Here is a 26,959-nt window from a genome sequence, read left to right on the forward strand (position 1 = left end):
GGGGTGCGCGGGGCGTGGGGCGTGGGTTTCAGGACGCGGCGGCCAGGGGCTCCTGGAGTTCGGTGACCCACCGGTCCGGGTCCTCGGGGCAGGCCAGGGTCAGCTCGCGCGCGTACCCGGCCGAGCGGTGCCCGTGCCCGTCGACCCACCGTGCCAGGGCCTGCGACGTCGGCAGCACGCCGTCCATCGAGCCGCGGTGCACCACGGTGGCGGCCCGCTCCACCGCCGGCAGCGTGACGATCCGTACCTCACCCCCGAGGTCCTCGGCGCGGACCGAAGGCGCCACCGGCAGGCCGGCATGGACGAGGACCGCCCCCGTGGGTCCACCGGCGGCCGCATCCTCGTAGTAGGCGGTGCCGGGGCCGGTCGGGACGACCCCGGCCTCCTCGATCCGGCGGCACAGCTCCGCGTAGAGCGGCCCGATGACCGGCCCGATGTCCTGCGGTTCGTAACTCGCGGCCGTGCCGATCAGCTCGGCGAGCCGCACGGCCGGAAGGCTCTTCACGACGATGTCGTCAGCGGGCATGGTTCCCTCTTCCTCAATGGTCCGGAGCCTCGCCTCGACCTGGACCAGCCGGGCCGCCGCGGCGGCCATGGCGGTCTCCAACTCGGCCTGCCGCAGCCGCAGCATGCCGCGCAGTTCCTCCGCACCCACCCGCTCGCCGAGGATCGTCCCCACCTGGTCGAGGGAGAAGCCGAGTTCCTTGAGCGCGATGATCCGGTTGAGGCGGGCGAGCTGCCCGGCCTCGTAGGAGCGGTAGCCGGTGAAGGGGTCGACACGCGCCGGGCGCAGCAGTCCGAGAGCGTCGTAGTGACGCAGCATGCGGACCGACACCCGGCCGTGCTTGGCGAAGTCTCCGATGGTGAACATGACGCTCTCCACTACAAGGTCTGACACAGGGGGAGGGTCAAGCTTCGCACCGGCGACGGACGCGGCGGTCAGCGGCCGTACTGCCGCAGACAGAGGTCGACGATGGACGGCGGTACCGCGCCCTCCGCGGCCGCGCACAACTGGTCCAGGCGGGGCGGCGGGACCGGCCGCCGCCGCGGATGAGCCGTTGCCGACCCGGGCGTCCGCTTGCGCCGGGGCGGCGCCGCCTTCGCGGCCCGCTCGCGCGGGGGCTCCGGCTCCGGAGCCGACTTCGGGACCTGCCCCGGGCCCGCGCCCGGCTCCCGGGCCGCGTCCGGAGCGGGCGCGGTGGCCTCGGGCAGGGCCCCCAACGGCAGGGCCCGGGGCGTCGGGACCTCGGGTGCCTCGGCCGGCGGTACGGATCCGCGCACGGGAGCAGGATCCGGATCCCGGGGCCCGACGGAGACGCAGCCGGTGCTGGCGAGGAGCACGACGAGGGAGAGGGGCACGGCCCGGCGCAACTGCATCCGACCACCTTGCCGTACGGTCGGGCCGGACCGGTTTCCCTCTCACGCGTGCGGGTGAAACCCGTCCGGCGGGAATGGAACGGGGTGTGTGGGGACGCTCGCGGCGGCCGTCACCGTGTGGGGCGGGCGGGCGGGCGCTGCGGGAGCGGCATGCGCGACAGATCGGATGGACGGGGGCGGATCGGACACCCGGCTTGACCCGGCCCCCGCCGGAGGGCAAGAGTGCGCCGATCGAGGACCACAGCGTGAGCCGCACTTCGGAGAGACGTCAGATGCCCATATCCGTTCGCCCGTCGATCGACCCGGCCGAAATCGACGGTCCTCCGGCGCGCAACGCAGACGACGTACTCGGGACGCCCGGCGCCCCCGCCGCCGGTGCGGCCCCGTCTCCCGCCGCCCGGCGGCACGGAGCCTGACCGACCGGGCGGGGGCCGGCGCCGCACCGCCGCGCCGGCCCCCGTTCCCGCCGGGAAACCACCATGCGCCAGGACCCTGATGAGAGCGGGATCGTCCCCGACGACCACCTGTTCGTACGCCCGTACGTCGCCCCCTCGGGCCCACCGCCCCGATCGAGCGCGCCCGCCTGGCCGCAGACCGGCCCCCTCGCCTTCCCCGGCCCCGCGCACGTCCAGGAACCCGGCGTTCCTGTCGCCGCTTCCGTTCCCGTTCCCGCGCCCGTTCCCGCGCCCGGTTCCGCTCCCGACCCGACTGCGGGCCGCAGTGCCGGCCGGGGTCGTCGCAGCCGGCTCCCGTTCGCCGTCCTGACCCTGCTGGCGCTCGCCGCGGTGGGCGCCCTGGCGCTCCTGCTGGGCGGCCCCGACCCGCAGCCGCCCCGGGCCGGGGCGCCCGCCGAGCTGTCCGTACCGAGGCTCCCGGGGCACGGTCCGGACTCCGTCCCCGAGACCGGCGGGCCCGGCCCGACCGCGTCCGCACCGTCCGCCTCCACCTCTGCCGCCGGCTCGCCGGCTCCCTCCCGAGAACCGGGCGCCGCCGCGAGCCGGGGCCCGAAACCGCCCTCGTCGCCCAGCGCTTCGGTCCCTAGCCCGCCGAGCTCTCCCGGAACGCTGCGGATGGGCGACAGCGGCCCCGAGGTGCGCGCCCTTCAGGAGCTGCTCCACGGGCAGGGGTTCACGTACGTCTCCGTCACCGGGGTCTACGACAGCCAGACCAAGCGCGGCGTCGGCCAGCTGCAGCGCGACCGCTCCATCAAGGGCGACCCTCCGGGCGTCTACGGTCCGGCCACCCAGGCGGCGATGGGCTGACCGACCGCCGCACCCTCCGACCCCGTGAGGATTGAACGCGTTCAAATCTCGTGTCAGGCTACTGGTGAACGCAGAACGGGCGCTTTCGAGCGCTTCGTTCCCGTGCCATCCGTACCCGTGCCCAAGGGGGTTTCCTTGTCCGTCCCGGTCCCACCGCCCGGCCCGCCGCCGCCCCCGCACCCCCGACCGGTGCCCGCACCCCCGCCCCCGCCGGACGAGCACAGGGTGGCGAAGGCATTCGCAATGTCCTGCTTCACCGCCGTCGTCGTCGTGCTGCTGCTCTTGATGGCGCTGTTCAGCCTGGGAGGGTGGATCTGAACCCTGGAACCGTCGGCCCCCGCGGGATCAGCGGCCGCCGGAGACCCGCAGCACCGTGCCCGTCGTGTACGAGGCGTCCGCGGAGAGCAGCCAGGCGACCGCCCCGGCGATCTCTTCGGGCCGGCCGGGCCGGCCGAGCGGGATCCCCGCCGCGGCCTTCGCCGGACGGTCGGGATCGCCCATGGCCGCGTGCATGTCGGTCTCGATGATGCCCGGAGCCACGGCGTTGACCCGGATCCCGTCCGGGCCGAGCTCTTTGGCGAGCCCCACGGTGAGCGCGTCGACGGCCGCCTTGGTCGCTGCGTAGTGCACGTACTCCCCGGGACTGCCGAGGGTGGCGGCCGTGGAGGAGACGTTCACGATCGCCCCGCCGTCGCCCTCCGCCATGTCCCGGGCGGCCCGGCGGCAGCACAGCAGATACCCGAGGAGGTTCACCTCGACGACCCGCCGCAGGTCCTCGGTGCGGGCATCGGCGAGCCGGCCCAGCGGGCCCGTCACCCCGGCGTTGTTCACCAGCCCGGTCACCCGGCCGAGTTCGGCGCCGGCGATGTCGAAGAGCCGCTCGACGGCGCACTCCTCGGAAATGTCACCGCGCACGGTCACACAGCGTGCCCCGGCGGCCCGCACCTGCTCGGCGACGGCCCCGGCCGCCGCCGCGTCGCGGGTGTAACCGAGCGCCAGATCGTGCCCGTCGGCGGCCAGCCGCAGACAGGTCGCCGCACCGATGCCCCTGCTGCCGCCGGTGACGACGGTGACCGGACGAGCTGACATGGGGCCTCCTGCGGGACACGGAACCTGGGACAGCGGCGCCCTAGTGCTGTGGCCGGAAAGGTTTGCCGGTTCGCGGCGTTCGGTGCGGTGCATCGCAAGGCGGAGGACAGCGGCTCGTACTGGACGTACTTGCGCGGTCCGACAACGCGGCGAGGCGCCGTACCGGGCGTCGTGAGCCGGTGAACCTTTCCGGTCACAGCACTAGCGACGCCAGGGGCGCAGCGACGCCAGGGGCGCCAGCGGCGCGCCGGGGCGGGCAGGCTAACACCGTGATATTCGCTGGACCAGCGGAAATGGCCAGAAGCAGAGTGGTCGTCACCGACGCACCGCACCACCGGGCGTCGTCCGTGTCCCCGATCACTGTTGGAGCCGTCCCATGTCGACCCTGCGCGTCACCGCCGAAGAACTGACCGTCCACGAGCACCCGAACGCGGATGCGCTGGAACTGGCCCAGGTGGGCCTGTATCGCGCCGTGATCGCCAAGGACGCCTACCGCACGGGTGAGTACGCGGTCTACATCCCCGAACAGGCGGTGCTGCCGGCGGATCTGATCGAGGAGCTCGGCCTCACCGGGCGGCTCGCGGGCGGCTCCGCCGACCGGGTCAAGGCGGTACGGCTGCGCGGCGAACTCTCGCAAGGACTGGTGTGCCGGCCGCGCGCGCTCGCCGACGTGGACCTGGCGCAGGCGGCCGAGGAAGGGACGGACTTCGCGGAACTGCTCGGCATCACCAAATGGGCCCCGCCCATACCCACGACCATGAACGGTGACGTCGAAGCCGCCGCCGACCTGATGCCGTGGGTCGACATCGAGAACCTCCAGCGCTACCCGCATATCTTCGAGCCCGGCGAGCCGGTCGTCCTCACCGAGAAACTGCACGGCACCGCCTGCCTGTTCACGTACGTGGCCGAGGGCGAGCGGTCCTTCGTCTCCTCCAAGGGGTTCGGCTCGAAGGGCCTGGCGCTCAAGGAGGACGAGCGCAACCTCTATTGGCGGGCCGTACGCGGGCACGGCGTGGCGGCCGTCGCGGCCGCCCTGGCCCACCGCCTCGGCGCGACCCGGGTCGGGATCTTCGGCGAGGTGTACGGCAAGGGCGTCCAGGACCTGTCGTACGGGACCGACGTCCGTACCGCCGACGCGCCACCCGGATACGCCGTCTTCGACGTCTCCGCCGAGATCGACGGGCAGACGTGCTGGCTGGACCCGGCCGCCGTCCTGACGGACGGTGAGCTTCCGCTGGTACCACGGCTGTACGAGGGCCCGTACGACCTCGACACGGTGCTGGAACTGGCGAGCGGCCGCGAGACCGTCTCCGGCAAGGCCGTGCACCTGCGGGAGGGTGTCGTCATCCGGCCGTCGGCGGAACGGTACAGCCCGGTCACGGGCGGCCGCGCCATCGCCAAGGCGGTTAGCCCGGCGTACCTGACCCGCAAGGGCGGCACCGAGTACGAGTGAGCCCCCGCGCCCTGCCGCGCTCTGCCGCGCCGCGCCGCGCCGCGCCGCGCCCGCCCCGCTTCGTGGGGCGGGCGCTTCGTGCATGGTGGGATGGGCCAGGGGCGGGTTCCACCAGCACACGGAGAGGCCGGGTACATGTCCCAGTCGGGCGGCAGCAGCCAGGAAACCATGCGGGCGATGGCGTACGAGACGTACGGCGGGACGGAGGTGCTCTCCGAGACCCGGCTGCCGATGCCCAAGGTCGGACCCGGTGAGGTCCTCGTCCGGGTCAAGTGCGCCGCGGTCAACCCCGTCGACTGGAAGATCATGGCGGGCGGGCTCGACCCCCTGATGGACGTGGTCTACCCGGTGGTCCCCGGCTGGGACGTGTCCGGCACCGTCGAGCGGGTCGGCATCGACACCCCCGAATACGCCGAGGGCGACGAGGTCATCGCGTACGCCCGCAAGGACTACGTGCACGGCGGGACCTTCGCCGAGTTCGTCACCGTCCCCGTGCGCGCCCTCGCGCACAAGCCCACCTCCCTCACCTGGGCCGAGGCCGCCGGACTCCCGCTCGCCGGGCTCACCGCCTACCAGCTGCTCACCCGCCTGGGCACCGGCAAGGACGACACCGTCCTCATCCACGGCGCGGCGGGCGGCGTCGGCTCCTTCGGCGTGCAGATCGCCCGCGCACTGGGCGCCCGGGTCATCGGCACCGCCTCCCCGCGCAACCACGACCGGGTACGCGAACTCGGCGCCGAACCCGTCGAGTACGGGGACGGGCTCGCCGCGCGCGTACGGGCCCTCGTACCCGACGGCCCCACGGTCGTCGCGGACTTCGTCGGCGGCGTCGGCGCCGTCACCCGGGAGGTGCTGCACGACGACGGCCGGCACGCATCCATCGCCGACCCCAGTGTGCTCGGTGCGGGCGGCGAGTGGATGTGGGTCCGCCCGGTCGGTAGCGACCTGGCCGAACTGGGGCGGCTCGCCGACAGCGGACAGCTGAAGGTGCCGGTCGCGACGACCTTCCCGCTGGGCGAGCTGGCGGCCGCCTTCGAGCTGAGCCAGGGAGGTCACACGGCAGGGAAGATCATCATCGAGATCTGATCCACGTGACCCCGGACCCGTGACCCCGGACCCGTGACCCCGGACCCGTGACCCCGGCCCCGTGACCCCGGACCCGTGACCCCGGACCCGTGACCCCGGACCCGTGACCCCGGACCCCTGCGCGCTCACTCCTCACACCAGGTCCGGCACCTCGCCGCCGGCCGCCCAGGAGACCTCGACCCCCGCCAGGCCGGTCCGCCAGGGGCCGGCCAGGGAGGCCAGGCGCGCCGCGTCCGGCGGAGCCGCGCCGAGGCCGATCGCGTAGCAGGCCAGGGCCGGGCCCGACTCGAAGGGCCGGGGCCAGGCGTGCGCATCCGCGGCACCGGCCTCCTCCAGCGCGCCGAGCAGGGCCCGCAGCCGTCCGCGCACCCGGCCCAAGGTCTCCTCGAACTCCGCCTCGGAGGCCGTCCGTACGGTCACCACCGCCCAGGCGGCGTGCCGACGGTGCAGCGGCGGTGGCCCCGGGGCCCACACGGCGTCCACGGGGCCGGCTTCCAGCAGCTCCCAGGCCGCGTACAACTCCTGGACCAGCAGGTCGCGCAGGCCCGGCCCGACCTGGGCCGTGCAACTGCGCACCGGCTCCGAAGGGGTGAGGACCGTGACCGCGTCCGGCCCGCCCTCCGCCGCGCCCGGGCCCGCCGCCGACAGCGAGACGGGCACCCGCCAGTCCCAGGCGGCCCACCTGCCGAAGAACTCGCGCAGCAGGGCGTCGGGCGGCAGCACTCCGACCTCCTCCACCGTGCGCGCCGCGAGCACCGCCCAGGCCAGCCCGGGCAGCCCGCCGAACGGCGCCGAGTCCAGCCCGCGGGCCCGCGCCCACGCCTTCACCCGCCGTGCCAGCCCGGCGAACGCGGCGTGCCGCTCCGTTCCCACCCGTTCCCGTACGGCATCGGCGTCGCTGACCGCGCTCAGCGCGAGCGCGGCCGCCTCGCCCAGCTCCGCCCGCCGTGCCACTGCCTGCGCCGGATCCAGCCCGCCGGTGGCCACCGCGACCAGGTCCACCGACAGCCCGCCGACGCGGAACCGCAGCCCCGGCACCCGCGCTCCCGTCACCTCCCGCAGCCGCCCCGCCTCGGGCAGCGCCGCCGCCACCCGGTCCCGTACGAGGGCCACATCGCCCGGCCCGGGCAGCACCGCCACCAGGTCCAGGTCGGCCTCCGGCAGCGCGCAGCCCATGCGGCGGGACCCGGTCACGTGCACCTGTGCGCCGCCCAGGGCCGCCCGGACGCGCGCGGTGACCGCCCCGGCGGCCTCCTCCGGGACCGCGGTCCCGGGCCGGCCCGCGGTCTCCGGCTCCAGGCGGACCTCGCCCGTACCCAGTGCCACCGTCGCCCGGACCCGCATCGGCCCGTCCCCGCGCTGCGAGAGGACGGCCAGCTCCCCGACCCGCGCGGCCACCGGGCCGCCGAGCCGCGCCGCGAAGGCCGCGACCGCGCGCTGCGGGTCCCGGCTGCGCCCCAGCGTCAGATGAGGGGTGTAGCCGTGGTGATCGCCCGTACGCCCCCGGCAGCCCGGGAACCGCTCCGCCAGGGCGCTCCGGAGCTCCTGCCACGGCGCCTCACCGGCCGCTGCCGGGTCCAGCCAGACGGTGGCGTCCTCACGGTGTCCAAAGCTGTGCACGCCCTTCAACCGGACGGGGAACGGCCCGGTCGCGGCGGCCGCCTCCGCGAGGAGCGGCACCGCCTCGGCGAAGGAGGACTCCGGGACGAAGCCGAAGAGCAGGTTCACGTGCGCGGGCCAGCGCCCGGCCTGCGGGTCGAGTTCGCGGCGCAGCTCCCGAACCGCCTCCGGCAGGGGCGGTGCGAGCCATGCCACGGCCGTCCGTGCCGTCGCCGGTACGTCCAGGCGCGCGGGAGCACCGCCCCGCTCCCCGAACTCCACCGTCGCCTCGACCCCGAAGTGGTCGGAGATGAACAGCCCCTCGGATGCCGGGGAGTCGCCGCGGAGCGCGGCCCGGGTCACCCGTGCCGGGGTGGACCGCAGCAGGATCCGGTCCAGCCGGGCCGCCCGCCCCGACAGCGAGCCCACCGCGGCCAGCGGATTGGCCACCGGGTCGAAGGTCGGCGTGTCGTCCGCCGGCCCGTGCACGTCGCTCCAGGCGTCCCGCATCCCGAGCGCGGCCGCGGGCCCCCAGGCGCCGTGGCGGCCGTCGTTGAAGTCGCCCAGCAGCGCCACCCCGGCCCCGATGCCGCCCAGTCCCTCGGCGAGCCGGGCCAGTTCGGCCTCCCGCCGGACATCGCCGTTCTCGGTGTGGTCGCTGGTCAGGTGGGTGTTCGAGACGACCAGCGGGCCGGCCGCGGTGTCCACCGTGACGGCGGTGAGCGCCTTGTGCGGGCGGAGGGCGTGCATCCCCGCCTCCCGCACCGGCAGCCGGCTGAGCAGCAGCAGCCCGCACTCGGCGACGTCCGGGCCGCCCGGATCCGTACCGAGGGTGTACGAGGCCCGCACCCACGGCGCCGCCAGCAGCATGCCGAGCAGCTCGGGTTCGACCTCCTGCAGCGCGATGACATCGGCATCCGCGGCCGCGAGATCGGCCAGCAGCAGCGGCCTGCGCCGGGCGGTCGAGATGCGCGGGGCGTCGTACCGGTCCCAGAGCGTGTTCCAGGTCAGCAGCCGCACCGAGGCGGGCGCGACGGCCGTCCCGCCCCCGGGCACCGGCTCGGCGGGCCGCCAGGCGCCGCCGCCCGCCGGGTCCCACGCGTGCGGGGTCCGGGCGGTGAAGAACGGAGCCCGCAGCAGCCGCGGATCGCGAACCCGGCCCGCCGCGGTGACATCGATCCGGTCCACGCCGGTGGCGCGGTCCCACACCAGCTCACCGTCCGCCTCGACGAACAGCACCCGGTGCCAGGGGATGTCGCCGCCGGGCACGAAGGAGGGCAGCGGGACCCGCTTCGGCGCGGCCCCGCGCTGGAGCAGGCCGAGCACGAACCGGGCCGGATCGAACCGGGAGTCCCAGCGGACCTGGTGGTAGAGCTCCTCGCTGGTACGCATCAGTACGGCCCCTGTCCCTGTCCCTGTCCCTGTCCCGGTTTCGTGTCCGCAGGCGCGGCCGCGAGGCCGCCCGCCGTGTCCTCCACGACCCCGGCCGCACCGATGTACCACGTACGGTGCGCCTGACCGGCGTACGGCGGGTTGAACCGGTGCACCTGCGAGGTGAGCACCTGCGGCGGCACCGGATGCGGGCGCACCCCGTTGCGCCGCACCAACTCCGCCTTCTCCACGAGCACCACGGCGTGGGTGACCAGCGCGTTGCGGCGCCGTGCGACCGAACCCGCCAGGCCGCGCTGCTGGTCGGTGAGCGAGGTGGCGTCCCACACCACCGTCCCGCCGCGGGCCAGGGCCGCGTCCAGCCGGTCCAGGCCCTCGCTCAACACCTCGGCGTTGGCCCCCTGGTCCGCACGGGCACCTCGGGCCGTGCGCAGATCGTCCAGACCGATGTACGCGTCCACCCCGGGCAGTTCGCGGCCGAACGTGCTCTTCCCGCTGCCCGAGGGCCCGCACAACTGCACTAGTCGCGGAAACGTTCCGTCACGCCACTGCCACGTCGCCGCCACCGCTTCCTCCACCGCCGACCCCGAGATCGCGCCCCGCGCGAAGGCCCGCCGGGCCTCGGCCCAGCAGCGGTCCGCAGCCTCCGTGCCCAGCCCAGCGAGCGCCTCGCGCAGCCCGGCGCGCAGGGCCTCCAGCGGATCCGGGCCGAGCAGCCCGGCCTCCTCGGCGCACAGCTCCGACCATTGCGCGCACTCCCGCGCCTCCGGCCCGTCCGCCAGCGCCCCGGCCAGCGCGTGCAGCACGCCGAGATCGGCCGCGGCGGCCATCCGGACCAGCCCGGCCCGCCGGTCCTCGTCCGGGAACGGCCGCTGCAGGTACGGGTACAGCCCCACCAGATCGGCGACCCGTCGCGCGAGCCGCATACCGGCCGGGCCCGCCGCGATCCGTGCCGCGATCGTGGCCCGCGGCTCGCGGTGGAGCACGGCCGCCAGGACCCCGGCCAGCCGGTCCTCCCCGGTCCGCCCCGCCCCGTCGATCCGGGCCACGACCTCGGCCACCTCGTCCGCGGCGGCGGCCCCGGTGCTGCCGGCGGCTCCGGTGGTGCCGGTCCCGGGCATCCCGAGAGCGGCGGACAGCCCGGGCACATCGGCCTCGGCCCCCGAGCGCACCGCCCACAACGCGGCCGTCGGTCCCAGCCCGTTCGGCACGACCTGCGCGAACATCCAGTGCGTACTGGTCTGCACGTGGCCGCCCCGCACCCACTTGGCCACGCACCGGCCGAAGTCCTCGCGCGCGAAACCGGCCGCCGTCCGTACGACGTACCCCTCCTGACGCGTCGTGTCGAGCTTCAGCTTGCGCAGCGCGCGCTCGTCGAAGGTGCCCCGCCACAGGACGCGCGGGGTGGGCACGCCCAAACCGTGCAGGAACCGTACGGTCCGGTCCCAGTCCAGGCAGTGCTCCCCGTCCCACACGGAGAACCCGTAGAACCAGCTGTCCAGGTCCTCGTACGGGATCGAATGCCGGGCGTAGAGGTTCTCCCCGCACACCCGCCACCCGGCCGGGATCCCGGGGCCGATACGGCCCTGGAGGCCCTTGACCCAGGCGCGCGAGGGGTGGTGCGCCGAGTCGAGCGAGCGGGCGTGCAGCCCGTCCGCGTACAGGGTCGTGTTCTCCCCGTCGAGCTTCTCGGTCACCACGACCTCGCGCCCGACCAACCCCGCCAGTCCGACGGCCCGGACGTCGTCCGCCGCCGCCCCGGGGGACCAGGGGAGGTGCGGCGTACGGGGATAGTGGATGCGCATGGTCCGCTCCTGCTCGACATCGGGTACCTCGTCACTGTAGGTAACCCGACCGGACGCATCCACCCGATATCACCAGCCGCAGGCCATCCTGTCAGCCCGGTACCGATACCGGTGGCGGCACCGGCACGGCTGCGGCGAGTTGGCCGGCCGCCGCGAAGTGCAGCCGCTCCAGCCGGGCCGCGTACGGCCAGCCGGCCGCCCGGTAGAAGCACAGGTCGCTCGGGATCGGTACGGCCCGCAGGTCGGCGGCGTGCGTTCCGTCCGGGAGCTCGGTGGCCGCCGCGAGCAGCGGGTCCGCCGAACCGGCCCACTCACCAACCGGGGCGGGCCGCGGCCACGGCTCCCCGGTGTTGGGGAACAACCACCGGGTGTCCCGGGCCATCCGCGCGGCGAAGTCAGGGCCCGCCGCGGCCCGCCGGGCCAGCCGTGCGAAGGTCAGCAGCAGGTCCGGCAGGGACTCGGCGAGCAGGGCCAGCTCCGGGTACTCCCGCAGGCTCTCGCCGTTGCCGGGCACGGACACCACGTACCCCCACCGGCCGGTCGCCGGGTCGATGCGGATCTGCGCCAGGGCGTGGTCGCGCCCGTGGTCGATCCGGGCGAGCGGCCAGTACGAACCGTCGCCGCCCAGCATGCGGTGCAGTTCGGGGTCCACCGCGTGCTCGGGCGCCCCGGGCAGCAGCCGCAGGGCCGGAAGTCCCGCGATCGCCACCCCGCCGATCTCCCGGAGCACGGTCCGGACCTCCTCGGGGACCGGTACCGCCCAGCCGTCCATGACGGAGTCGGCGCACCCCGCATCGAGCACGACGAAGCCGGGCCGTTCGTCGGCCAGTTCCCGCAGCTCGGCCACCGCACGCCGAGCGGCATCGGCCGGCACGCGGTGGCGGCGCACGGCCCGGCCGAGGAAGTCCCCGCTGACCACGCTGCGCAACAGGAGGGCCCTGCCCTCACCCACGATCTGGAACTGGATCTCGCTGCTTCCGGTGTCGGCCGTGTCGTGGAAGGTCGAGAAGTACGGCTCCCAGTCCACGGCGCACGGATAGCCCGGCAGGCCGTGCAGATCGACGAGATCGGTGAGCGGGTCACCGCGGCCGACGAGCGCGACGAGCTCGCCGTCGAGCCCCTCGCCCCCCTCGTCCCCCTCGCCCCCTTCCGCTCCCTCGGCGAGTTCGACGGTGGAGGTGGCCGGCACGGAGAACCTCCCCCGCGGCCGGTCCGCCACCCCGTCCGCGAACCGTTCGGCGAACCCGGCGAGCCATGCGGTGAAGTCCGGTGCCTCGACGGTGACATCGGGGTCGGACCCCCACGGATTGACGGCCACGACGGGCCCCCAGCCGGTGCCCCCGACCCCCACGATCAGCGAGCCTTCACCGAAGTCGGTTTCCCCCAGGGTCCAGCAGCCGTCGGCGAACACCTCACGGCCGCGCGGTCCGAAGCGGTACTCGTGGTCCTCGGTCTCCAAGCCGCCGATCTCCCGCAGGACCCCCCGCACCTCCTCGGGCACCGCCACGGCCCAACCGTCCAACTCCGCGTCCGTGAACCCTTCGAACAGCTCCAGCTCGTCCGGTCGCTCCCGCGCCAGTTCCCTGAGCGCCCGCACGGCATCCACCGCCGACGGCCCCGCCTCGTACATCTTCTTGGCTCCCCGTGTCGTCCGTTCCGCGGCTTTGAGGGTATCCCCGCGACTGCGGCCGCGGCGGCCCCCGGGCGCACTCAGCGGCAGAGGGCGACGATGGACGGATGCACCGTGCCCTTGGCCGCCTCGCACAGGGAGGCCATGTCGTACGGACGCTGCGGCGCCGGCCGGGGCTTGACCAGTGTCGGCGGCCGCTTGCGGGGCTTTGCCGGAGCCGCGGTCTTCACCCGCTTGGCGGGCCGCCGGGGGCGCGGGGGCTTCGTGTCGACCCGGTGGGGGCGATGCGGCCGTTCGACCGCCGCCGGTGCCGGTGCCAGAGCCGGAGCCGGAGCCGGCCCGGCCTCCCGGAGCACGCGCGGTGCGGGCGGTGCGGGCGGTGCGGGCGGTGCCGGTGGGACGGGCAAGGAGGTGTCCGGCGATACCGGGAGCGGGCTCAACGGCAGCGCGAGGGGTGCCGGTTGCCGGACCGGCGTACGGGCCGCCGCAGGCTCCGCCGGTCGCGGCGCGGCCGGCGGAGCGGTGGGACGCACCGTCAGGCACCCGGTGGCCAACACGAGAGCGGCAAGGGTCACGGGCAGGGCGAGGCGCAGCTGCATCCGCCCACCCTGCCGTACCGGCACCGCGCGAGCCGAACCCCCTCACACGGACGGGTGACGGCGCGCGTTCAGGCCCGGCTGCGCCCCCGCGTGGCCAGCCGGAGCACGTGCTCCACCGGGCCGCGGCGCAGCGGGCTTTCGGCCCAGACCAGCTGCCAGGACCAGGTCAGGGCCAGGGCCGCGCCGCTGAAGGCCAGCCAGGCGGACCAGGACGCGGCGCCGTGCGCCGGACCGGCCAACACCAGCGCGTGGACGACGTACGCGCTCAGCGCCATCGCCCCGAGCACCGTGAGCGGCCGCAGCAGGCGCGCACCCACCCCGTGCCGTGCGGCGAGCGCGCACAGGCCGATGAGGGCGCAGCCCACCCCCGCGTTGCCCAGGGTCTCGAGCGGGGTCTGGCTGTAGGGATCGGCCACCAGCAGCCAGTCCCAGGAGGTGCTGGGCACGGCGCCGTACTGGCCTTGCAACACCTCCCGTACGGGATCGGCCGCGGCCAGGGCCTCCGGATGGTGCACGGCGATCGCCTCCAGCAACCGCTGCCGGGCGCCGAACACGTGGCTCGCGAGCCACGCGGAGCCGTATCCGGCGAAGGCGGCCACCGTGCCCCACACCGCCATCCGCCGGGCCACCGACCGCTCCCGCACCTCGCACAGCCGGGCGAGCGCCATTCCGGCCAGGACGTACGGGAAGTAGGTGGCCAGCGGATAGGCCCCGGTGAGCAGCAGCTCCAGCACCACCGCACCCAGCCCGGACCAACTGGCCAGATCGGCGACCTCGGGTACCAGCCCGCGCCCGGACGCCTCGTACCCGAACACCGGGCCCAGCAGGAACGACAGCAGCGGCCCCGCCACCACCGAGACGCCCGCCACGACGGTGAGCACCGGAGTCGACAGCCGGGTGAAGGGCTCGGCCGCCAGGAAGTACACGGCGAAGAAGGCCAGGATGACCAGGATCCCGGGCCACAACGAGGCCAGCCACACGCCGAGTACGGCCAGCAGCGCGCAGCGGACCAGTAGGGGTCGCCAGCGGTCCGCCCAGCCCTGCGGGCGCTGCGCCGGGTCCAGCCCGCGCTGGGCGAGGACCAGGGAGAAACCGGCGAGCAGGGTGAAGAGGGCCGGGGCGCGCCCGTCGGCCGCGACGAGGAGGTATCCGGCGCCCTCCGGCTCCGGGCTGGGGCCGACGTGCACGGCGAACATGCCGAGGACGGCCAGTCCGCGTACGGCGTCGACCCCGGCCAGCCGGCCGCCGGACCCCGCGGACGGCGGCGCCGCCGCTCCCGCGCCCGGGCCCGTCACGCGCCGCACGTCACGCGGTCGCGCGGGGTGCAACGGGTCTTCATCGTCTCCCGTCCGAAGCGGCCCGCCGAAGCCGACGGCCGCGGCACCGCGGCCGCACCGGCGATCCCCGTCGCGGTCCACCTCCTGCCGGGTTCCGCCGGGGTGCCGGTGCCCGTGGGGGAGGCGCGTCGCATGTGGGGGTCCCTCCTGGGTCCGTCGGGTCCGTCCGGTGCCTGAAAGCTGGTCGGACCGACGGCTTTCACGCCGCCAGTCCGCATCCGGAAGGTACCAGGGAGTACATAACCAAGTAATAAGGAGGTATAGGGGCGGTAAAGGCGAGGGGCGTCGGAGAGGGCGGGCCGGGCGCCGTAACCCGGGAGCCGTGCCCGCTGTTGCACAGTCCGGCAGGTCCACCCACGGTGAACGGAGTCCGATGCCGCAGCTGACCGACCAGGGCGCGATCGACGAACACGACGCGATCGACGAACACGAGCGGGAGCGGACGGGGACCTGGATGACCCCGGCGGAGTACGGGGCCTCGCGGGCCGCCGTGTGGACCGCGGCCGTCGTCCTCGTCACCGACACCCACGGCCGGATCCTCGTCCAGAGCGTCGACTACCGCGCCGACCGGCTGCTTCCCGGCGGAGCCGTGGACGCCGGCGAGGCACCGTCCGCGGCGGCCGCCCGGGAGCTGCGCGAGGAACTCGGCGTCGACGGCCGCTACCCGCGCGGCCTCGCCGTGGACTGGATCCCGGCCGACACCCCGGGCTTCCCGCCCGAGATGCGCTTCCCCGGCGAGATCCTGCACGTCTACGACGGCGGCACCTGGACCCCCGACCGGATCGAAGCCGTCCGCCTCCCGGCCCAGGAGATCACCGCCATCCACTTCGCCGAACCGGCCGACCTGCCCGCCCTGATGGACCCGGGCGACGCCCGCCGCGCACTGTCCGCCCTGCGCGCCCGCATCAACGGCTCCGGCGCAGTCCTGCTCGAGGACGGCCGTCCCACCGCGCCGACCGCCCTCGACCGGCTCGGGGTCCTGCGCACCCGGCGGATCCCGCAGCACGGCGCCTGGCACCCGGGCCCGGTTCCGGAGCGGCTGCCCGTGCGGGACCTGTCGGCCTGGCTGTTCGCCCCCGACGGCCGGGCCCTGGTGCTGATCTCCCGGGCCACCGGCGCCGTCCACCTCCCGCCCCCGACGGCCGCAGCCACCGAGGACGCCGTCCCGCTCGGCTACCGGGACGGCGAGCAGGGCGCCCACGCCCGCACCGCGGCCCGCCTCACCGTCCTCCCCCCGGGCACGGACGCGGCGTACGCGCGCCTGCTGGCCACCCCCGAACAGGTCCGCGAACTGAGCGACTGGGGACGGGCGGGCGACGACGAGCTCACGGCGGTCCACGCCGCCCGCGCCCGTTTCGGCCTCCCCGTCCCCGCCCGCACCCCACCCACCGAACTTCCCGGGGAGGACGTCCGTCGCTGAGGTGTCCCTGGTGACGGCGGTGGTGTCCGCGGCGTTGTCAGTGGCGCCCCCTACCGTCGACCGCATGGGTTTCACCAGCGCCTGGTCGATCAGCTGCCACGAGGACTCCGTGATCGCGGACCTCGCGCCGCGGACGGCGGCGGCCATCGAGGCCGACCGCAGCTGCCCGCACGCCCGCCGCCGCCTGGCCGCCTGGCAGCGTGCCCCGCTCCCCGACCACCGCACCTGGTGGACCTGCACCCCGGCCGAGGACGAGGCGATCCGCTCCTTCCAGGACCTGACCCGCCCCGGCCGCCACGTCGACGACCTGTGCGAGTTCCCGTTCGTGGACGACGTCTGGGAGCGACAACCGGACCAGGAGCTCATGTTCGTGTCGGTGCACAGCAAGGCGCACCCGGTCAGCGCACTGTTCCACGCCGTCGGCCCCGAGCGCGCGGTCCTGCTGCCCGGCTGGTGCGGGAACTTCCTGCTGACCGCCGCCGAAGCGCGGCGGGCCCTGCCCGCCGTGGAGCGGGCCTTCGGATTCGGCCCGGCGGAGCGGGCGCGGGCGCAGGAGCAGGTCTGGCTGGACCCCGAGCCCCGCGAAAGCGTCCTGGACGGCCCGCTGCGTGTCTGGCGGGCCGCGGTGCGGGCCGGCCTCGGGCTGTGCGGGCTGGCTTTCCACGTGTACTGACCCGCCCCGTTTGGTCACCGCCATGATCGGGAAATCCGGCGTCCGCGGTCCGCGGTCCCGCAGCATGGGGCCATGAGCGACAGCGCGATCACCTACACCCTGTACATCCAGACAGATCCCGCCAGGGTCTGGCAGGCCCTCACCGAGCCCGCCTTCACCCGCCGGTACTGGGGGCTGAGCTTCGAGACCGACTGGGCGGTGGGCTCGCCGATGGACTGGGTCGAGCGGGGGGCTCGTACCAGCGACCCCGAGCAGGTGGTCCTCGACTGCGTCCCGGACCGCCTGCTCTCCTACACCTGGCACACCTTCACCCCCCAGTGGGCGGCCTCGGTCGGGATCGGCGAGGAACTGCGGGCCGAACTGGCCAAGGAGCGCCGCACGAAGGTGACGTACGAGATCGAGCCCGTCGGCGACACCCTCGCACGACTGACCATCCGGCACGAGGACTTCGAACCCGGCGGAACGCTGATCGGCATGTGCGGACGGGCCTGGCCGATGCTCGCGTCCAGCCTCAAGACCCTGCTGGAGACCGGCGCTCCGCTGCCGGAAGCGGAGCAGGAGGCGGGCGAGGTCTGAGGCGCGACGCGGAGGGCCGGTACGCGTCCGCGATCGCGCCCCCGGTCGTCCCGTACGGCCCGGCTCTCCGCGGTCCCCCTCCCGGCCCAACCGACCCGCACCGCACCTGAGATCATGTGTATAGACCACGAATCAGGAGCGCAGACATGGCACTGGAGCACCACCGCGTCGTCATCACCGCCGCCGGCCGCGACTTCGGGCGCACCCTCGCCCTCCGTTTCGCCAGCAGGGGCGCCGAAGTCCACCTCTCCGCACGCACCCTCGAAGCCGCCGAGCGCGTCCGCGAGGAGATCCGCGGGCAGGGGCACGACGCGGACCGGGTCCACGCCTACCCGTGTGACCTCACCGATCCTTCGTCCGTGCGGGAGTTCGCCGCCGCGGTCGCAGCCCGCACCGACCACGTGGACGTCCTCGTCAACAACGGCTCCCGCTACCAGCACGGCACGGACCTGCTGTCCGCCTCCGACGAGGACGTGACGGACACCCTCGCCTCCGGCGCCACCGGCACCGTCCTGGCCACCAGGGCCTTCCTGCCGCTGCTCCTGAAGTCGGCGAAGCCGGACGTCGTCACCATGGTCTCCGGCTGCGGGGAGACCGGCCACCACCGGTCCGACGCCCACGCCGCCTTCTACGCGGCCAAGAGCGCCCAGGCCGGTTTCACCGAGATCCTCTCCCGCAGGCTGCGCGACCAGGGCGTCCGCGTCATCTCCCTCTACCCGCCGGACTTCGACAACCACGACCCGCTCTCGGAGTCCTGGGAGGGCGCGTCGCGCACGGCGAAGGACCCGCTCACGTCGCAGTCGCTCGTGGACTGCATCTTCTTCGCGATCGGCCAGCCCCGCGACTGTTTCATCAAGTCCTTCCACTTCGAGCAGGTCTGACGGCCGTGGGACGGACACTGGCGGAGATCCTGGACGCCGCCGCCGAGGGGCGGTTCCCGCCACCTGACGGCGCCACGACCGTGGTCCCGCAGGAACACCGGCGCGACGCGGGCGTCATCGCCTTCACCGCACACTCCGTGGTGTTCACGGACGAGGACCCGGACTGGGTCCGCGCGACCCTCGACGCCCTCGACTGCGACGCGCTGGCCGCCACCATGAACCCGCGGTTCCTGGCCGCGCTGCTCGACCGCACGGGACGCGCCACCGACACGATCGACCTGCTCACCGTCGCCGGTCCGCTGCCCGGCGCACCGGCACTGGAGCTCGTGGAGACGACCGACCCCGACCACCCGCGCGTGCGCAGGGCCCTGCGCCGCCGCCACGACGTACGGGTCTGGTCGGCCGCAGGGGGAGTCCTCGTCCTCGGCCGCGGCGTCGCGGGCCGCTGGGAAGCAGCGGTCGAGGTCGACGAGGGCGTGCGCCACCGCGGACTGGGCCGGGAACTGGCCCGCGCCGCCCGCCACCTCGTCCCCGACGGGCAGCCGGTCTGGTCCCAGCAGGCCACCGGCAACGCGCGCAGCATCCGAGCCTTCCAGGCCGCGGGCTACCGACCGGTCGGTGCGGAGTCCCTGATGCTGGCTCCGCACCGCTGAACAGGCGCTGACGGCACCCTGATCGCCGGCTGCACATCGAGGTCGTGTGGAATGGGGGCCATGGCGCCAGTGAACGATCAGCAGCGACCCGCCACGGGCATACCGGCTCGGGCCCCCGTGAGCGGCCCCGACCCCGACGAGCCCCCCGAGCACTGGCGCTACGCCCGCCACCTGGAGTCCCTGGCCGCGGTGCCGGACTCGGGCGCGGGCGCGGAGGCCGAGGCGGAGGTCGTGGCCGCGGTGCTGTCCGATCCCGACCGGGTGATGGCCGAGAGCGCGGTGGTCACCCACCTCGACCGGCGCGCCGTGTACCTGCTCGCCGACGAGGAGTTCCCCGCCTGGGCCCGGGCCATGGCGGGCGTCCTCGCCGGGCGGGCCTTCCCCGAGCGCCGGCTGCGGGAGTGGAGCCTGCTCGAGGCCGTCACCCGGGGCAGGCCCTGGTCCGCCGAGGAGCTCACCGCAGCCTCCGACTGGTGCCAGCGCACCGCCGTCCGGGTGCTGACCTCGTACGAGGCCCTGACCCTGCTGGCCACCGAGGCCCGCACCCGCCGCGTTCGCAACGCGGCCGTCGAACGCCTGCGCCGCGGCACCACGTTCTGAACCGGAGGCGAGTTGACGACGAGAAGCGGCACCCCTACACCGGAGGTCAGCGTGTTCCTAGCGGAAGAGGTCGATTTCGACGCCGACGAGATGCTGATCCTGTACGGCTCGGTCGGCTGGGAGGGCTACACCAGCGACGTCGGCAGACTCTGTCGCGGTCTCGCCAACTCCCACCTCGTCGTCACGGCGCGAGACGGTTCAGGAACGCTCCTCGGACTGGCCCGGACCATCTCCGACGACGAGCACGTCTGTTACGTCCAGGACGTCGTGGTCAATCCGGCGAGCCACCGGCAGGGAGTTGGCAGGGCCTTGGTCGAACACCTGAAGCGGCGCTACTCCCACTGCCGCTTCTTCCTCCTGTCGACGGACCACGAGTCGTCACCAGAGGGCGAGCGCAACCACGCCTTCTACCGGAGTCTGGGTTTCCTGTCCTACGAGGAAAAGGAGATGGCGGGCTTCGGCCTGCCGAGGAACCGCCCCGACCTGCGGGAGACGGCTCCATGAGGAAGCCCCGTACGTTTCAGCGGGCGAGCTGCCGCACCGCGAGGTACGGGCGGTGGTGCACCGCGACCGACAGAACGCGCGGTGCATCGCGCGTCGGAGACCGTGCCTTCGTATACCCGCCCGAAGGCCAGCCCTCCCCGAATCCGCGCCCACTGCGCATCTGTCACCACGGAGCCGTGGTCCCACCCGCGCCCGGACCAGCCGGGGGCGCTGTCGGTGGGGTGTGGTCAGATGGCCTCACACTCTAGTCCGCCTGCTGGGAGACCGTATCCATGCCCGTGCACCCGTCGCTGACCCTTGCTCTGACGGAGGCCCTGGTCGACGTCCTCCGGTTCATCGACGGCAGCGAGGACGAGCAGATGGATCAGGACGACGCCGTCAAGATGCTGGAGTGGGTGGGCCACCTGCTGAACCGGCTGCCGGACGACCAGCGCAGCGAGTTCGTCGACCTGCTCGGGCAGATGGCGGAGGAAGAGGGCGATCCCGCGCGCCGCGCGTTCCTGCGGGAGTTCCCCGAAGACTTCGGGCTGGTCGAGGAACCGGCCTGACCCGGCCACCGTACGCATCGGGGGAGCCCCGGCCCCGGCCGGTGTGCCGGACATTGCGTGTCCGCCCCGGTGTGCGCGCCCGTAGTCCCGGGGCGTGCTCCAACTCGTCCTCGCGGTATCCGCGTTCACCGCGGCCGCCGCCGAGCTGCTGCTCGACGGGTACCTCGACATCGACGGGGCCGGGGCGGCGCGGCTGACCGAGGAGGGCCGCGGGCCTGCTGCGACGACGCACACCACTGCCACCACCCGAGGTCGGGTCACGCCGCGCCAACGGAACGGGGGAATCGGTGCGGTGCTCCTCGAAGCACTCGAACTGCACGCGCGCAGCGCCGAGTTCGACACCCCGATCGTCTGGCCGTCGGATCGCAGCAGCCCGCTCTACCGGCGCTCCGGTTTCCAGCCACCGGAAGAACCGGTGGAGTTGCCGCTCGACCCGTGAAGGGTTCCATTTCCGGCCGCGTCACGCCGGCCGCGTCACGCCGGCCGCGCCGCACCACCCGAGCACCGGCACCGCAGCCGCCACCTGGAGACCCTCGGCGTCCCGCCGGGCGAGCGCGCCGAAGCCGGGGCCGTCGTGCCAGCGGGTCGGGCGTTCCGCTCAAGGTCATCACCCGCGGAGCGCCAGGGGCCGCCGGATAGGAATAACCGGAAGATCTTGCTCACATCTCGTCACGCGTCGATTCAGGGCTTAGGGTGCCGTTACCCGGCCGGGTATCAGCGTGAAGACCGATGCCACTTCGCTGGAGGATGACTCTCCGTGTCGCACGTTCCACAAGTTTCCGTCACGACCCCCGACGGTGAGCCAGCCCCGCTCGTCCCCACCACGTACGACGAGGTCAGAGGCTGGTTCTCAGCGCACGACCAGGTGCTCTTCGACTGGTTCCTGACGCGTCAGAACAGCGGCGAGGGGCAGCCGGGCGACCTGCTGGAGCTCGGTGCCTTCATGGGGAAGAGCGCGATCTTTCTCGGCGGGTACCTCCAGCCCGGTGAGGAATTCACCGTCTGCGACCTCTTCGACTCGCCCGCGACGGACGACTTCAACGTCGCCGAGAACCGCGAGTCCTACCCCACGCTCACGCGGCGCGGCTTCGAGACGAACTACCTGGCCTTCCACGAGGCGCTGCCGACGCTGATCCAGGCCCCCACCTCGGTCGTCGCCGACCAGGTCAAGCCCGCGAGCTGCCGATTCGTGCACATCGATGCCTCGCACCTCTACGAGCACGTCGTCACGGACATCGCGTCCTCGCGTCTCGTCGCGGCCCCGGACGCCGTGGTCGTCTTCGACGACTACCGCTCCGAGCACACCCCCGGCGTCGCGGCCTCCGTGTGGACCGCGGTGGTTACGGGCGAACTGCGCCCGATCTGCGTTTCGAACATGAAGCTCTACGCGACCTGGGGCGACCCGGAGCCCCACCAGGCGGCGCTGCTCGCGTGGCTGAAGGGGCGCACCGACCTCCGGTACGACGTGGACATGATCGAAGGCCGCCCGCTGGTGCGCACCACGGACCAGGGCGTGGTCGTGCCGGTGCCCCCGCAGCCGCTGCACCCCGCGCCGCCGGCCGCACCTGCGCCGGTCCCCGCCCCCGCCGCCGTGCGCAGGCCGGGCGTCCGCTGGCGGAAGCTGGCCAAGGACCTGCTCCCGCCCGTGGTCACCCGCGCGATCGTGGCTCGCAACCGCCGTCGCAGGCGCTGACGCCGAACGGCCTGACACCACGCCCCCGTACCGGGTCCGGTACGGGGGCGTGGTGCTGCGCACGCGTGTCAGACGCCCCGGCGTACCCGGGCCGCGCGGCGGGCCTCGGCCTGCTGGCGGGCCTCGATCGTCTTGCGGGACTCCTTGCCACGGCCCGGGCGGGTGCCCATGCCGCGGAAGGCCAGGTCAGAGCCCGAGGGCTTGCCCTTGGCGTCGGTGGGTGCGGAGCCCGCCAGCGGGACCCCGGAGGGGGCCTTGGCGCCGGTGATGCGGGTCAGTGCCGCCTCGCCGGAGCGCACCTGCGTGATCGTCGGACGGATCCGGGCGTCGGAGAGCAGGCGGACCATGTCCCGGCGCTGGTTCGGGGTGACGAGGGTGACGACCCGGCCGCTCTCGCCGGCCCGCGCAGTGCGGCCACCCCGGTGCAGGTAGTCCTTGTGGTCGGCGGGCGGGTCGACGTTGACGACGAGGTCGAGGTCGTCGATGTGGATGCCGCGCGCGGCGACGTTCGTCGCGACGAGGACGGTGACGGCCCCGCTCTTGAACTGGGCCAGGGTCCGGGTGCGCTGCGGCTGCGACTTGCCGCTGTGCAGGCCCTCCGCCCGCACGCCCATCGCCCGCAGGTGCTTCACGAACTGGTCGACCCCGTGCTTGGTGTCGAGGAACATCAGCACCCGGTTGTCCCGGGCCGCGATCTCGGTCGCCGCCGAGACCTTGTCGGCCGCGTGGATGTGCAGCACGTGGTGGTCCATCGTGGACACCGCCCCCGCCTGCGGGTCGACGGAGTGCGAGACCGGGTCCTTCAGGTACTTCCGGACGAGCTGGTCGACGTTGCGGTCCAGGGTCGCCGAGAACAGCATCCGCTGTCCCGCGTGGTGCACCTGGTCCAGGATCTCGGTGACCTGCGGCATGAAGCCCATGTCGCACATCTGGTCGGCCTCGTCGAGCACGGTGATCTTCACGCGCTCCAGGTGTACGTCCCGCCGCCCCACCAGGTCGCTGAGCCGGCCGGGGGTGGCCACGACGACCTCGGCCCCGGTGCGCAGGGAGCTCACCTGGCGGCCGATGGACAGCCCGCCGACCACGGTGGCCATCCGCAGCTTCAGGGCCGCGGCGTACGGCTCCAGCGCCTCGGTCACCTGCTGTGCCAGCTCACGCGTCGGTACGAGGACCAGCGCCAGCGGGCGCTTCGGGTCCGCCTGCTGGCCCGCCGTACGGGCCAGCAGAGCCAGGCCGAAGGCGAGGGTCTTGCCCGAGCCGGTCCGGCCGCGACCGAGGACGTCCCGACCGGCCAGCGCGTTCGGGAGGGTCGCGGCCTGGATCGGGAACGGCTCCGTCACGGCCAGCGAGGCCATGGTCTCCACCAGCTCATGGGGCAGGTCGAGCTCGGCGAAGGACTCCACCGGCGCCAGCGCCGGCTCCTTCGGCGCGTGCATCGTGAACTCACCCTGCGGGCCGAGGGTCCGGGGGGCCTTGGCGGGGGTCCGGGCACCGGCCTTGGCACCGCCCTTCACACCGAAGCGCCCATGAGCTGACGGGTTCCTCATGCAGGACCTTTCGAAGCAGAGAGAAGGAGGGGGAGAAAGAAGGAGATGGTCAACCGCCCATGGTACCAGCGGGGGCTAAGCCTCCCCGGCGGTCGGTTCCCCGGTCAGTTCCCCGGACCGCACCTGCGCACAGTGCGCGCGGATCTCGACCGCCGCGCGGCCGAACCAGTCGGCGATCACGGCGACCTCGTCGGGGGTGTAGTCGGCGAAGAGGGTGGCCAGCCGGTCGTACATCGGCTGGTACACGGCGACGACCCGCGCGGCGGCCGTGGGGTCGGCCACGACCCGGACCCGGCGCCGGTCGGCCGGGTCGGGGACGCGCCGCGCGTATCCGGCGCGTTCGAGGCGGTTGAGCACACCCGTGACGGCTCCGGTGGTGAGGTCCAGCAGTCCGGCCAGGTCACCGGCGGCGAGCGGGGCGTCCCCGGCGCCCAGGATGTGCCCCAGGCAGGTCAGATCGGTGACGTTGAGCCCGAGCAACTGCGCCACCTCCTGCTGGCCGACGATGCCCAGGGCGACGTACTGGTCCATGCGCGCAATCGCCTCGCCGGCCGTGGCCGGGGGGCGGGTCTTGCCCTGCACCCAATTTCTCCTTAGTATCTAAGTTACTTAGCAAGTGAGATGCTTACCTCGCGAAATAAGCTTCCCGCTTCCGAGCGTACTGCTGACTGCTGCCGGTCCGACCAGGGAGAACCATGAGCGCGCACGGCCACGTAGACCTCGGCCACACGGTGGCCGGCTGGACCGGGACCGGCCTGGCCCTGCTGGGCTTCGCGGGAGCGGGCGGCGCCCTGTGCGCGTCCTGGATCCCCGGGATCTGGATCGGCCTCGGCGTCGTCGCCGCGGCCGGGATCGTCACCTGGCTGCTGCACCTCGCCGGGTGGGGCAAGCCGAGCGGCCCCCGGCCGGAGGCCGACTGGGACTGGCGCACCCGGGACGCCGGCGCGCACGCGGGGCACGCCGACTGCCTCGGCTGCCGCGCCGGCGGGCCGCGGAGGGCCCTTGCGGCGGCCGCTCGGCCCCGATCCACCGCGTCGCTGCCCGCTGGGGACGGCAACGCGTGACCGGCGCCCGGGTATGGCCGCGGCGGCCCGGCCCGAGCGCCCCTCGAAGCGCTCTGCGCGGGGCCCCTCCCTCTTTTCACGGACAAGTCGGCCGTAAGTTCGAATGCACGCCGCGCCCCGGTTGGCCGCGTTCAGCGTGTGCTCCGGGGGACGGTTGGGCAGGATCGAGACGGCCGCGCGTGCGGCCCGCAGTGGAACGTTGTGAAGGATCAGCCAGATGGCAACAGGCATCGTGAAGTGGTTCAACTCGGAGAAGGGGTTCGGCTTCATCCAGCAGGACGACGGCGGCCCCGATGTGTTCGTGCACTTCTCCGCGATCGAGACCACCGGGTTCAAGTCGCTGGAGGAGAACGCGCGCGTCGAGTACTCCGTCTCGCAGGGCCCCAAGGGTCCGCAGGCTGAGAAGGTGGTTCCCCTCAGGTAGTCCGCTTCACGGGCCCGGCCCGTGGCGCCAAGCCCCGCCGGTCCGCCCGGCGGGGCTTCGCACGTTCCGGGCGGTCCCGCTACCGGGTCCGGGTCGCGTTCGGCCCGCCGTCGGGCCCGATCGCGCGGTGGAGGGCCAGGAGCAGCTGCCAAAGGTGGTCCGCCAGGGCTTCGGGATCCGCCCGGATGTCCTCGTGCAGCCAGTCCGCGAGTACGCCGGTGAACGCGGCTGCGACCGCCGACGCGACCAGCTCGGGGTGGGGGGCGCCCACCGCCGCCCGTTCCGCCCGGGCCCGGGCGCGCAGCTCCCGGTGGAGGCGTCGGCCGAGCGGGCCGTCGCCGCCCGGGAGGAGCAGGGTCCGGTAGAGCGGTGCCCGGTCGGCCACCTCCGTCAGGAACGCGGCCAGCGCGGCGGGCGGCCGGGTCGGGGGGAGCGGCGGCGGGCCGGTCTGCCAGGCGTGCAGGGCGTCGACCGCCGCGTGCACCACGTCCGCACAGGCGTCCACGGCGAGCGCGGTGAGGTCCTCGTAGTGCAGGTAGAAGGTGGCGCGGCCGATGCCGGCCCGGCGCACCACCGCCGAGACGCTGACCTCGGCGAGCGGCCGGACCGCGCATTCGGCCAGCAGGCTCGTCCGCAGCCGCCCCTTCGTCCGGGCCGTGCGCGGGTCCTCGGCGCGCCGGTCCTGCGGGCTCACGCGGCCAGCAGCGCGGCGCCGAGGGCGAGGGCGCCGGGCAGGGCCTGGGCCACGAGGATCCGGCGGTTGGCGGTCGCGGCCCCGTAGATCCCGGCGACGACCACGCAGATGAGGAAGAAGATCTGGGTGGCGAGCGAGTCGATCACGAGCGACCAGACCAGTCCGGCGGCGAGGAAGCCGTTGTAGAGGCCCTGGTTGGCGGCGAGCGGAGCCGTGAGGCGGGCGGTGTCCGCGTCGAAGCCGGACAGTGCGCGGCCGGGGGGCCGCTGCCACAGGAACATCTCCAGGACCATGAAGTACGCGTGCAGCGCGGCCACGAGGCCGATCAGGACCGATGCGACCGTGTGCATGGCCGCCTCCACTTCTCGGGGTCGACGTACGGGCGGTGGTGCGGGCGGTGGTGCGGGCCGGTATTTCCTGGACAACTGTACAGGAAATTTTACGCGTGCCCGGAGGAGGAACGGACCGCCCCCGGCGCCACCCGCCCGCTCTACGCGGACTTCCTCGACCTTGCGGGACGGCCGGAGGGCGGCCGCTCTCTTCCGCGACTCGGCCGACAACCGGTCCCGGGTCGCGGAACCGGCGCGGGCGGCCGGCCCGGACACGGACGCACCGGGGCGGCGGGCCCTCTTCGACGAGCTGGCCGGCCTGGCGGACGGCGCTCAGAGGTGGGCGTCCAGGAACGCCCGGAACTCCTCGCGCGTCATCGGCCCCGCCTGACTCGCGACCGCCTCACCGTCCTTGATGAGCACGGCGGTCGGCGCGCCCGTCACCCCGTAACGCCTGGTCGGCCCGGGGCAGCGGGTCATGTCGGTGCGGACGGGGGTGAAGCGCGTCCCGTACTCCTCGGTCAGTTCCCCGACGACGGCGTCCATCGCGCGGCACGCCTCGACGGCCTTGGGCCAGGAGCCGCAGAAGTACGCGAGCACGGGCCCGGTCGTCATCGAGAGGATGAAGTCGAACTCCTGGTCCTCCAGTGGCTGGTGCACCCGACGTGCCATGCGTGTCGCTCCTCGCTCGTACGCCTCCCCGGACCGGGAGGGCGGCCCCCATCAT

28 protein-coding genes are annotated in these 26,959 nt (G+C 74.1%); 15 read left to right on the forward strand and 13 right to left on the reverse strand.

The genetic code is table 11. The features are described from left to right. Nucleotides 1-28: 28 nt before the first annotated feature. Both OG207_RS38860 and OG207_RS38865 read right to left on the reverse strand, forming a co-directional pair. Complete coding sequence (locus OG207_RS38860; protein WP_329105621.1) at nucleotides 29-871, reverse strand: MerR family transcriptional regulator; 843 nt, start codon at nucleotides 869-871, stop codon at nucleotides 29-31. A 68-nt stretch (nucleotides 872-939) separates the two neighbouring features. After that, a complete protein-coding gene (locus OG207_RS38865) occupies nucleotides 940-1,377 on the reverse strand; it encodes a hypothetical protein (protein ID WP_329105623.1) in 438 nt (145 codons plus the stop codon). Nucleotides 1,378-1,856: 479 nt separating this feature from the next. Here OG207_RS38865 and OG207_RS38870 point away from each other — a divergent pair, with 479 nt between their 5' ends. Then, complete coding sequence (locus OG207_RS38870; RefSeq protein ID WP_329105625.1) at nucleotides 1,857-2,639, forward strand: peptidoglycan-binding domain-containing protein; 783 nt, start codon at nucleotides 1,857-1,859, stop codon at nucleotides 2,637-2,639. 345 nt (nucleotides 2,640-2,984) lie between these two features. Here OG207_RS38870 and OG207_RS38875 read toward each other — a convergent pair whose 3' ends face one another. Further along, nucleotides 2,985-3,728: an SDR family NAD(P)-dependent oxidoreductase gene (locus tag OG207_RS38875; RefSeq protein WP_329105627.1), complete on the reverse strand. Its 744-nt coding sequence runs from the start codon at nucleotides 3,726-3,728 to the stop codon at nucleotides 2,985-2,987. A 376-nt stretch (nucleotides 3,729-4,104) separates the two neighbouring features. Between OG207_RS38875 and OG207_RS38880 the strand changes: the two genes are divergently transcribed. Together OG207_RS38880 and OG207_RS38885 are read left to right on the forward strand one after the other, a co-directional pair. Next, nucleotides 4,105-5,181 carry an RNA ligase (ATP) gene (locus OG207_RS38880; protein ID WP_329105629.1) on the forward strand — a complete coding sequence of 359 codons (1,077 nt, stop codon included), beginning with the start codon at nucleotides 4,105-4,107 and terminating at the stop codon, nucleotides 5,179-5,181. A gap of 168 nt (nucleotides 5,182-5,349) precedes the next feature. Further along, complete coding sequence (locus tag OG207_RS38885) at nucleotides 5,350-6,267, forward strand: NADP-dependent oxidoreductase (RefSeq protein ID WP_329108188.1); 918 nt, start codon at nucleotides 5,350-5,352, stop codon at nucleotides 6,265-6,267. A gap of 132 nt (nucleotides 6,268-6,399) precedes the next feature. Here the strand turns inward: OG207_RS38885 and OG207_RS38890 are convergent, their stop codons facing one another. The 5 genes from OG207_RS38890 to OG207_RS38910 all read right to left on the reverse strand — a co-directional run bounded on the left by OG207_RS38890 (nucleotide 6,400) and on the right by OG207_RS38910 (nucleotide 14,584). After that, the gene (locus tag OG207_RS38890) at nucleotides 6,400-9,258 is read right to left on the reverse strand and encodes a poly(A) polymerase (protein ID WP_329105631.1); all 2,859 of its coding nucleotides are present in this window, start codon (nucleotides 9,256-9,258) and stop codon (nucleotides 6,400-6,402) included. Further along, on the reverse strand, nucleotides 9,258-11,060 hold the full coding sequence (locus OG207_RS38895; RefSeq protein WP_329105634.1) for an RNA ligase family protein: 1,803 nt from the start codon (nucleotides 11,058-11,060) through the stop codon (nucleotides 9,258-9,260). The genes OG207_RS38890 and OG207_RS38895 overlap by 1 nt, the downstream gene beginning before the upstream one ends. A gap of 91 nt (nucleotides 11,061-11,151) precedes the next feature. Then, nucleotides 11,152-12,690, reverse strand: coding sequence for a hypothetical protein (locus OG207_RS38900; RefSeq protein WP_329105636.1), 1,539 nt, complete (start codon nucleotides 12,688-12,690; stop codon nucleotides 11,152-11,154). 80 nt (nucleotides 12,691-12,770) lie between these two features. Continuing rightward, on the reverse strand, nucleotides 12,771-13,289 hold the full coding sequence (locus OG207_RS38905; RefSeq protein WP_329105638.1) for a hypothetical protein: 519 nt from the start codon (nucleotides 13,287-13,289) through the stop codon (nucleotides 12,771-12,773). Nucleotides 13,290-13,357: 68 nt separating this feature from the next. Further along, nucleotides 13,358-14,584, reverse strand: coding sequence for a DUF418 domain-containing protein (locus tag OG207_RS38910; protein WP_329105640.1), 1,227 nt, complete (start codon nucleotides 14,582-14,584; stop codon nucleotides 13,358-13,360). Between the two features lie 415 nt (nucleotides 14,585-14,999). Between OG207_RS38910 and OG207_RS38915 the strand changes: the two genes are divergently transcribed. The 10 genes from OG207_RS38915 (at nucleotide 15,000) to OG207_RS38960 (ending at nucleotide 22,174) form a co-directional block, all read left to right on the forward strand. Continuing rightward, the gene (locus OG207_RS38915) at nucleotides 15,000-16,046 is read left to right on the forward strand and encodes an NUDIX domain-containing protein (protein WP_329105642.1); all 1,047 of its coding nucleotides are present in this window, start codon (nucleotides 15,000-15,002) and stop codon (nucleotides 16,044-16,046) included. 64 nt (nucleotides 16,047-16,110) lie between these two features. Further along, nucleotides 16,111-16,719 carry a hypothetical protein gene (locus OG207_RS38920; RefSeq protein ID WP_329105644.1) on the forward strand — a complete coding sequence of 203 codons (609 nt, stop codon included), beginning with the start codon at nucleotides 16,111-16,113 and terminating at the stop codon, nucleotides 16,717-16,719. Nucleotides 16,720-16,791: 72 nt separating this feature from the next. Next, nucleotides 16,792-17,295 carry an SRPBCC family protein gene (locus tag OG207_RS38925; protein WP_329105647.1) on the forward strand — a complete coding sequence of 168 codons (504 nt, stop codon included), beginning with the start codon at nucleotides 16,792-16,794 and terminating at the stop codon, nucleotides 17,293-17,295. Between the two features lie 146 nt (nucleotides 17,296-17,441). Further along, a complete protein-coding gene (locus OG207_RS38930; protein WP_329105649.1) occupies nucleotides 17,442-18,176 on the forward strand; it encodes an SDR family oxidoreductase in 735 nt (244 codons plus the stop codon). A gap of 5 nt (nucleotides 18,177-18,181) precedes the next feature. After that, on the forward strand, nucleotides 18,182-18,829 hold the full coding sequence (locus OG207_RS38935) for a GNAT family N-acetyltransferase (protein WP_329105651.1): 648 nt from the start codon (nucleotides 18,182-18,184) through the stop codon (nucleotides 18,827-18,829). Nucleotides 18,830-18,889: 60 nt separating this feature from the next. After that, nucleotides 18,890-19,429 (forward strand): hypothetical protein, encoded by a 540-nt coding sequence (locus OG207_RS38940; RefSeq protein WP_329105653.1) that lies wholly within the window; start codon nucleotides 18,890-18,892, stop codon nucleotides 19,427-19,429. Nucleotides 19,430-19,480: 51 nt separating this feature from the next. Further along, the gene (locus OG207_RS38945; RefSeq protein ID WP_329105655.1) at nucleotides 19,481-19,933 is read left to right on the forward strand and encodes a GNAT family N-acetyltransferase; all 453 of its coding nucleotides are present in this window, start codon (nucleotides 19,481-19,483) and stop codon (nucleotides 19,931-19,933) included. 272 nt (nucleotides 19,934-20,205) lie between these two features. After that, a complete protein-coding gene (locus tag OG207_RS38950; protein ID WP_329105657.1) occupies nucleotides 20,206-20,481 on the forward strand; it encodes a hypothetical protein in 276 nt (91 codons plus the stop codon). A 94-nt stretch (nucleotides 20,482-20,575) separates the two neighbouring features. Continuing rightward, nucleotides 20,576-20,920 carry a GNAT family N-acetyltransferase gene (locus OG207_RS38955; RefSeq protein ID WP_329105659.1) on the forward strand — a complete coding sequence of 115 codons (345 nt, stop codon included), beginning with the start codon at nucleotides 20,576-20,578 and terminating at the stop codon, nucleotides 20,918-20,920. Between the two features lie 318 nt (nucleotides 20,921-21,238). Continuing rightward, a complete protein-coding gene (locus OG207_RS38960; protein ID WP_402694159.1) occupies nucleotides 21,239-22,174 on the forward strand; it encodes a class I SAM-dependent methyltransferase in 936 nt (311 codons plus the stop codon). Between the two features lie 68 nt (nucleotides 22,175-22,242). On the opposite strand, the gene OG207_RS38965 is transcribed toward OG207_RS38960, so the two are convergent. Both OG207_RS38965 and OG207_RS38970 read right to left on the reverse strand, forming a co-directional pair. Continuing rightward, nucleotides 22,243-23,721 (reverse strand): DEAD/DEAH box helicase, encoded by a 1,479-nt coding sequence (locus OG207_RS38965; protein WP_402694158.1) that lies wholly within the window; start codon nucleotides 23,719-23,721, stop codon nucleotides 22,243-22,245. A gap of 75 nt (nucleotides 23,722-23,796) precedes the next feature. Then, complete coding sequence (locus OG207_RS38970) at nucleotides 23,797-24,303, reverse strand: MarR family winged helix-turn-helix transcriptional regulator (protein WP_329105661.1); 507 nt, start codon at nucleotides 24,301-24,303, stop codon at nucleotides 23,797-23,799. 113 nt (nucleotides 24,304-24,416) lie between these two features. Between OG207_RS38970 and OG207_RS38975 the strand changes: the two genes are divergently transcribed. Together OG207_RS38975 and OG207_RS38980 are read left to right on the forward strand one after the other, a co-directional pair. Next, entirely contained in the window at nucleotides 24,417-24,785 is a 369-nt protein-coding gene (locus OG207_RS38975) for an HGxxPAAW family protein (protein WP_329105664.1), read from the forward strand. Nucleotides 24,786-25,002: 217 nt separating this feature from the next. Further along, on the forward strand, nucleotides 25,003-25,209 hold the full coding sequence (locus OG207_RS38980; RefSeq protein ID WP_033213830.1) for a cold-shock protein: 207 nt from the start codon (nucleotides 25,003-25,005) through the stop codon (nucleotides 25,207-25,209). Nucleotides 25,210-25,288: 79 nt separating this feature from the next. Here OG207_RS38980 and OG207_RS38985 read toward each other — a convergent pair whose 3' ends face one another. The 3 genes from OG207_RS38985 to OG207_RS38995 form a co-directional block, all read right to left on the reverse strand. Further along, nucleotides 25,289-25,903 carry a TetR/AcrR family transcriptional regulator gene (locus tag OG207_RS38985; protein ID WP_329105667.1) on the reverse strand — a complete coding sequence of 205 codons (615 nt, stop codon included), beginning with the start codon at nucleotides 25,901-25,903 and terminating at the stop codon, nucleotides 25,289-25,291. Beyond that, on the reverse strand, nucleotides 25,900-26,253 hold the full coding sequence (locus OG207_RS38990; protein WP_329105668.1) for a DUF1304 domain-containing protein: 354 nt from the start codon (nucleotides 26,251-26,253) through the stop codon (nucleotides 25,900-25,902). The genes OG207_RS38985 and OG207_RS38990 overlap by 4 nt, the downstream gene beginning before the upstream one ends. Before the next feature lie 312 nt (nucleotides 26,254-26,565). Continuing rightward, nucleotides 26,566-26,904 carry a thioredoxin family protein gene (locus tag OG207_RS38995; protein WP_329105670.1) on the reverse strand — a complete coding sequence of 113 codons (339 nt, stop codon included), beginning with the start codon at nucleotides 26,902-26,904 and terminating at the stop codon, nucleotides 26,566-26,568. Nucleotides 26,905-26,959: the final 55 nt, after the last annotated feature.

This window comes from Streptomyces sp. NBC_01439 (assembly GCF_036227605.1).
In the GTDB taxonomy this organism is placed as follows: Bacteria; Actinomycetota; Actinomycetes; order Streptomycetales; family Streptomycetaceae; genus Streptomyces.

Coding starts and splice junctions, on each gene's coding strand:
- OG207_RS38885 (WP_329108188.1), top strand. CDS start 5,350: ATGCGGGCGATGGCGTACGAGACGTACGGCGGGACGGAGGTGCTCTCC.
- OG207_RS38890 (WP_329105631.1), bottom strand. CDS start 9,258: ATGCGTACCAGCGAGGAGCTCTACCACCAGGTCCGCTGGGACTCCCGG.
- OG207_RS38950 (WP_329105657.1), top strand. CDS start 20,206: ATGCCCGTGCACCCGTCGCTGACCCTTGCTCTGACGGAGGCCCTGGTC.
- OG207_RS38900 (WP_329105636.1), bottom strand. CDS start 12,690: ATGTACGAGGCGGGGCCGTCGGCGGTGGATGCCGTGCGGGCGCTCAGG.
- OG207_RS38895 (WP_329105634.1), bottom strand. CDS start 11,060: ATGCGCATCCACTATCCCCGTACGCCGCACCTCCCCTGGTCCCCCGGG.
- OG207_RS38940 (WP_329105653.1), top strand. CDS start 18,890: ATGGCGCCAGTGAACGATCAGCAGCGACCCGCCACGGGCATACCGGCT.
- OG207_RS38920 (WP_329105644.1), top strand. CDS start 16,111: ATGGGTTTCACCAGCGCCTGGTCGATCAGCTGCCACGAGGACTCCGTG.
- OG207_RS38965 (WP_402694158.1), bottom strand. CDS start 23,721: ATGAGGAACCCGTCAGCTCATGGGCGCTTCGGTGTGAAGGGCGGTGCC.
- OG207_RS38865 (WP_329105623.1), bottom strand. CDS start 1,377: ATGCAGTTGCGCCGGGCCGTGCCCCTCTCCCTCGTCGTGCTCCTCGCC.
- OG207_RS38995 (WP_329105670.1), bottom strand. CDS start 26,904: ATGGCACGTCGGGTGCACCAGCCACTGGAGGACCAGGAGTTCGACTTC.
- OG207_RS38930 (WP_329105649.1), top strand. CDS start 17,442: ATGGCACTGGAGCACCACCGCGTCGTCATCACCGCCGCCGGCCGCGAC.
- OG207_RS38905 (WP_329105638.1), bottom strand. CDS start 13,289: ATGCAGCTGCGCCTCGCCCTGCCCGTGACCCTTGCCGCTCTCGTGTTG.
- OG207_RS38975 (WP_329105664.1), top strand. CDS start 24,417: ATGAGCGCGCACGGCCACGTAGACCTCGGCCACACGGTGGCCGGCTGG.
- OG207_RS38915 (WP_329105642.1), top strand. CDS start 15,000: ATGCCGCAGCTGACCGACCAGGGCGCGATCGACGAACACGACGCGATC.
- OG207_RS38875 (WP_329105627.1), bottom strand. CDS start 3,728: ATGTCAGCTCGTCCGGTCACCGTCGTCACCGGCGGCAGCAGGGGCATC.
- OG207_RS38990 (WP_329105668.1), bottom strand. CDS start 26,253: ATGCACACGGTCGCATCGGTCCTGATCGGCCTCGTGGCCGCGCTGCAC.
- OG207_RS38980 (WP_033213830.1), top strand. CDS start 25,003: ATGGCAACAGGCATCGTGAAGTGGTTCAACTCGGAGAAGGGGTTCGGC.
- OG207_RS38880 (WP_329105629.1), top strand. CDS start 4,105: ATGTCGACCCTGCGCGTCACCGCCGAAGAACTGACCGTCCACGAGCAC.
- OG207_RS38925 (WP_329105647.1), top strand. CDS start 16,792: ATGAGCGACAGCGCGATCACCTACACCCTGTACATCCAGACAGATCCC.
- OG207_RS38870 (WP_329105625.1), top strand. CDS start 1,857: ATGCGCCAGGACCCTGATGAGAGCGGGATCGTCCCCGACGACCACCTG.
- OG207_RS38860 (WP_329105621.1), bottom strand. CDS start 871: ATGTTCACCATCGGAGACTTCGCCAAGCACGGCCGGGTGTCGGTCCGC.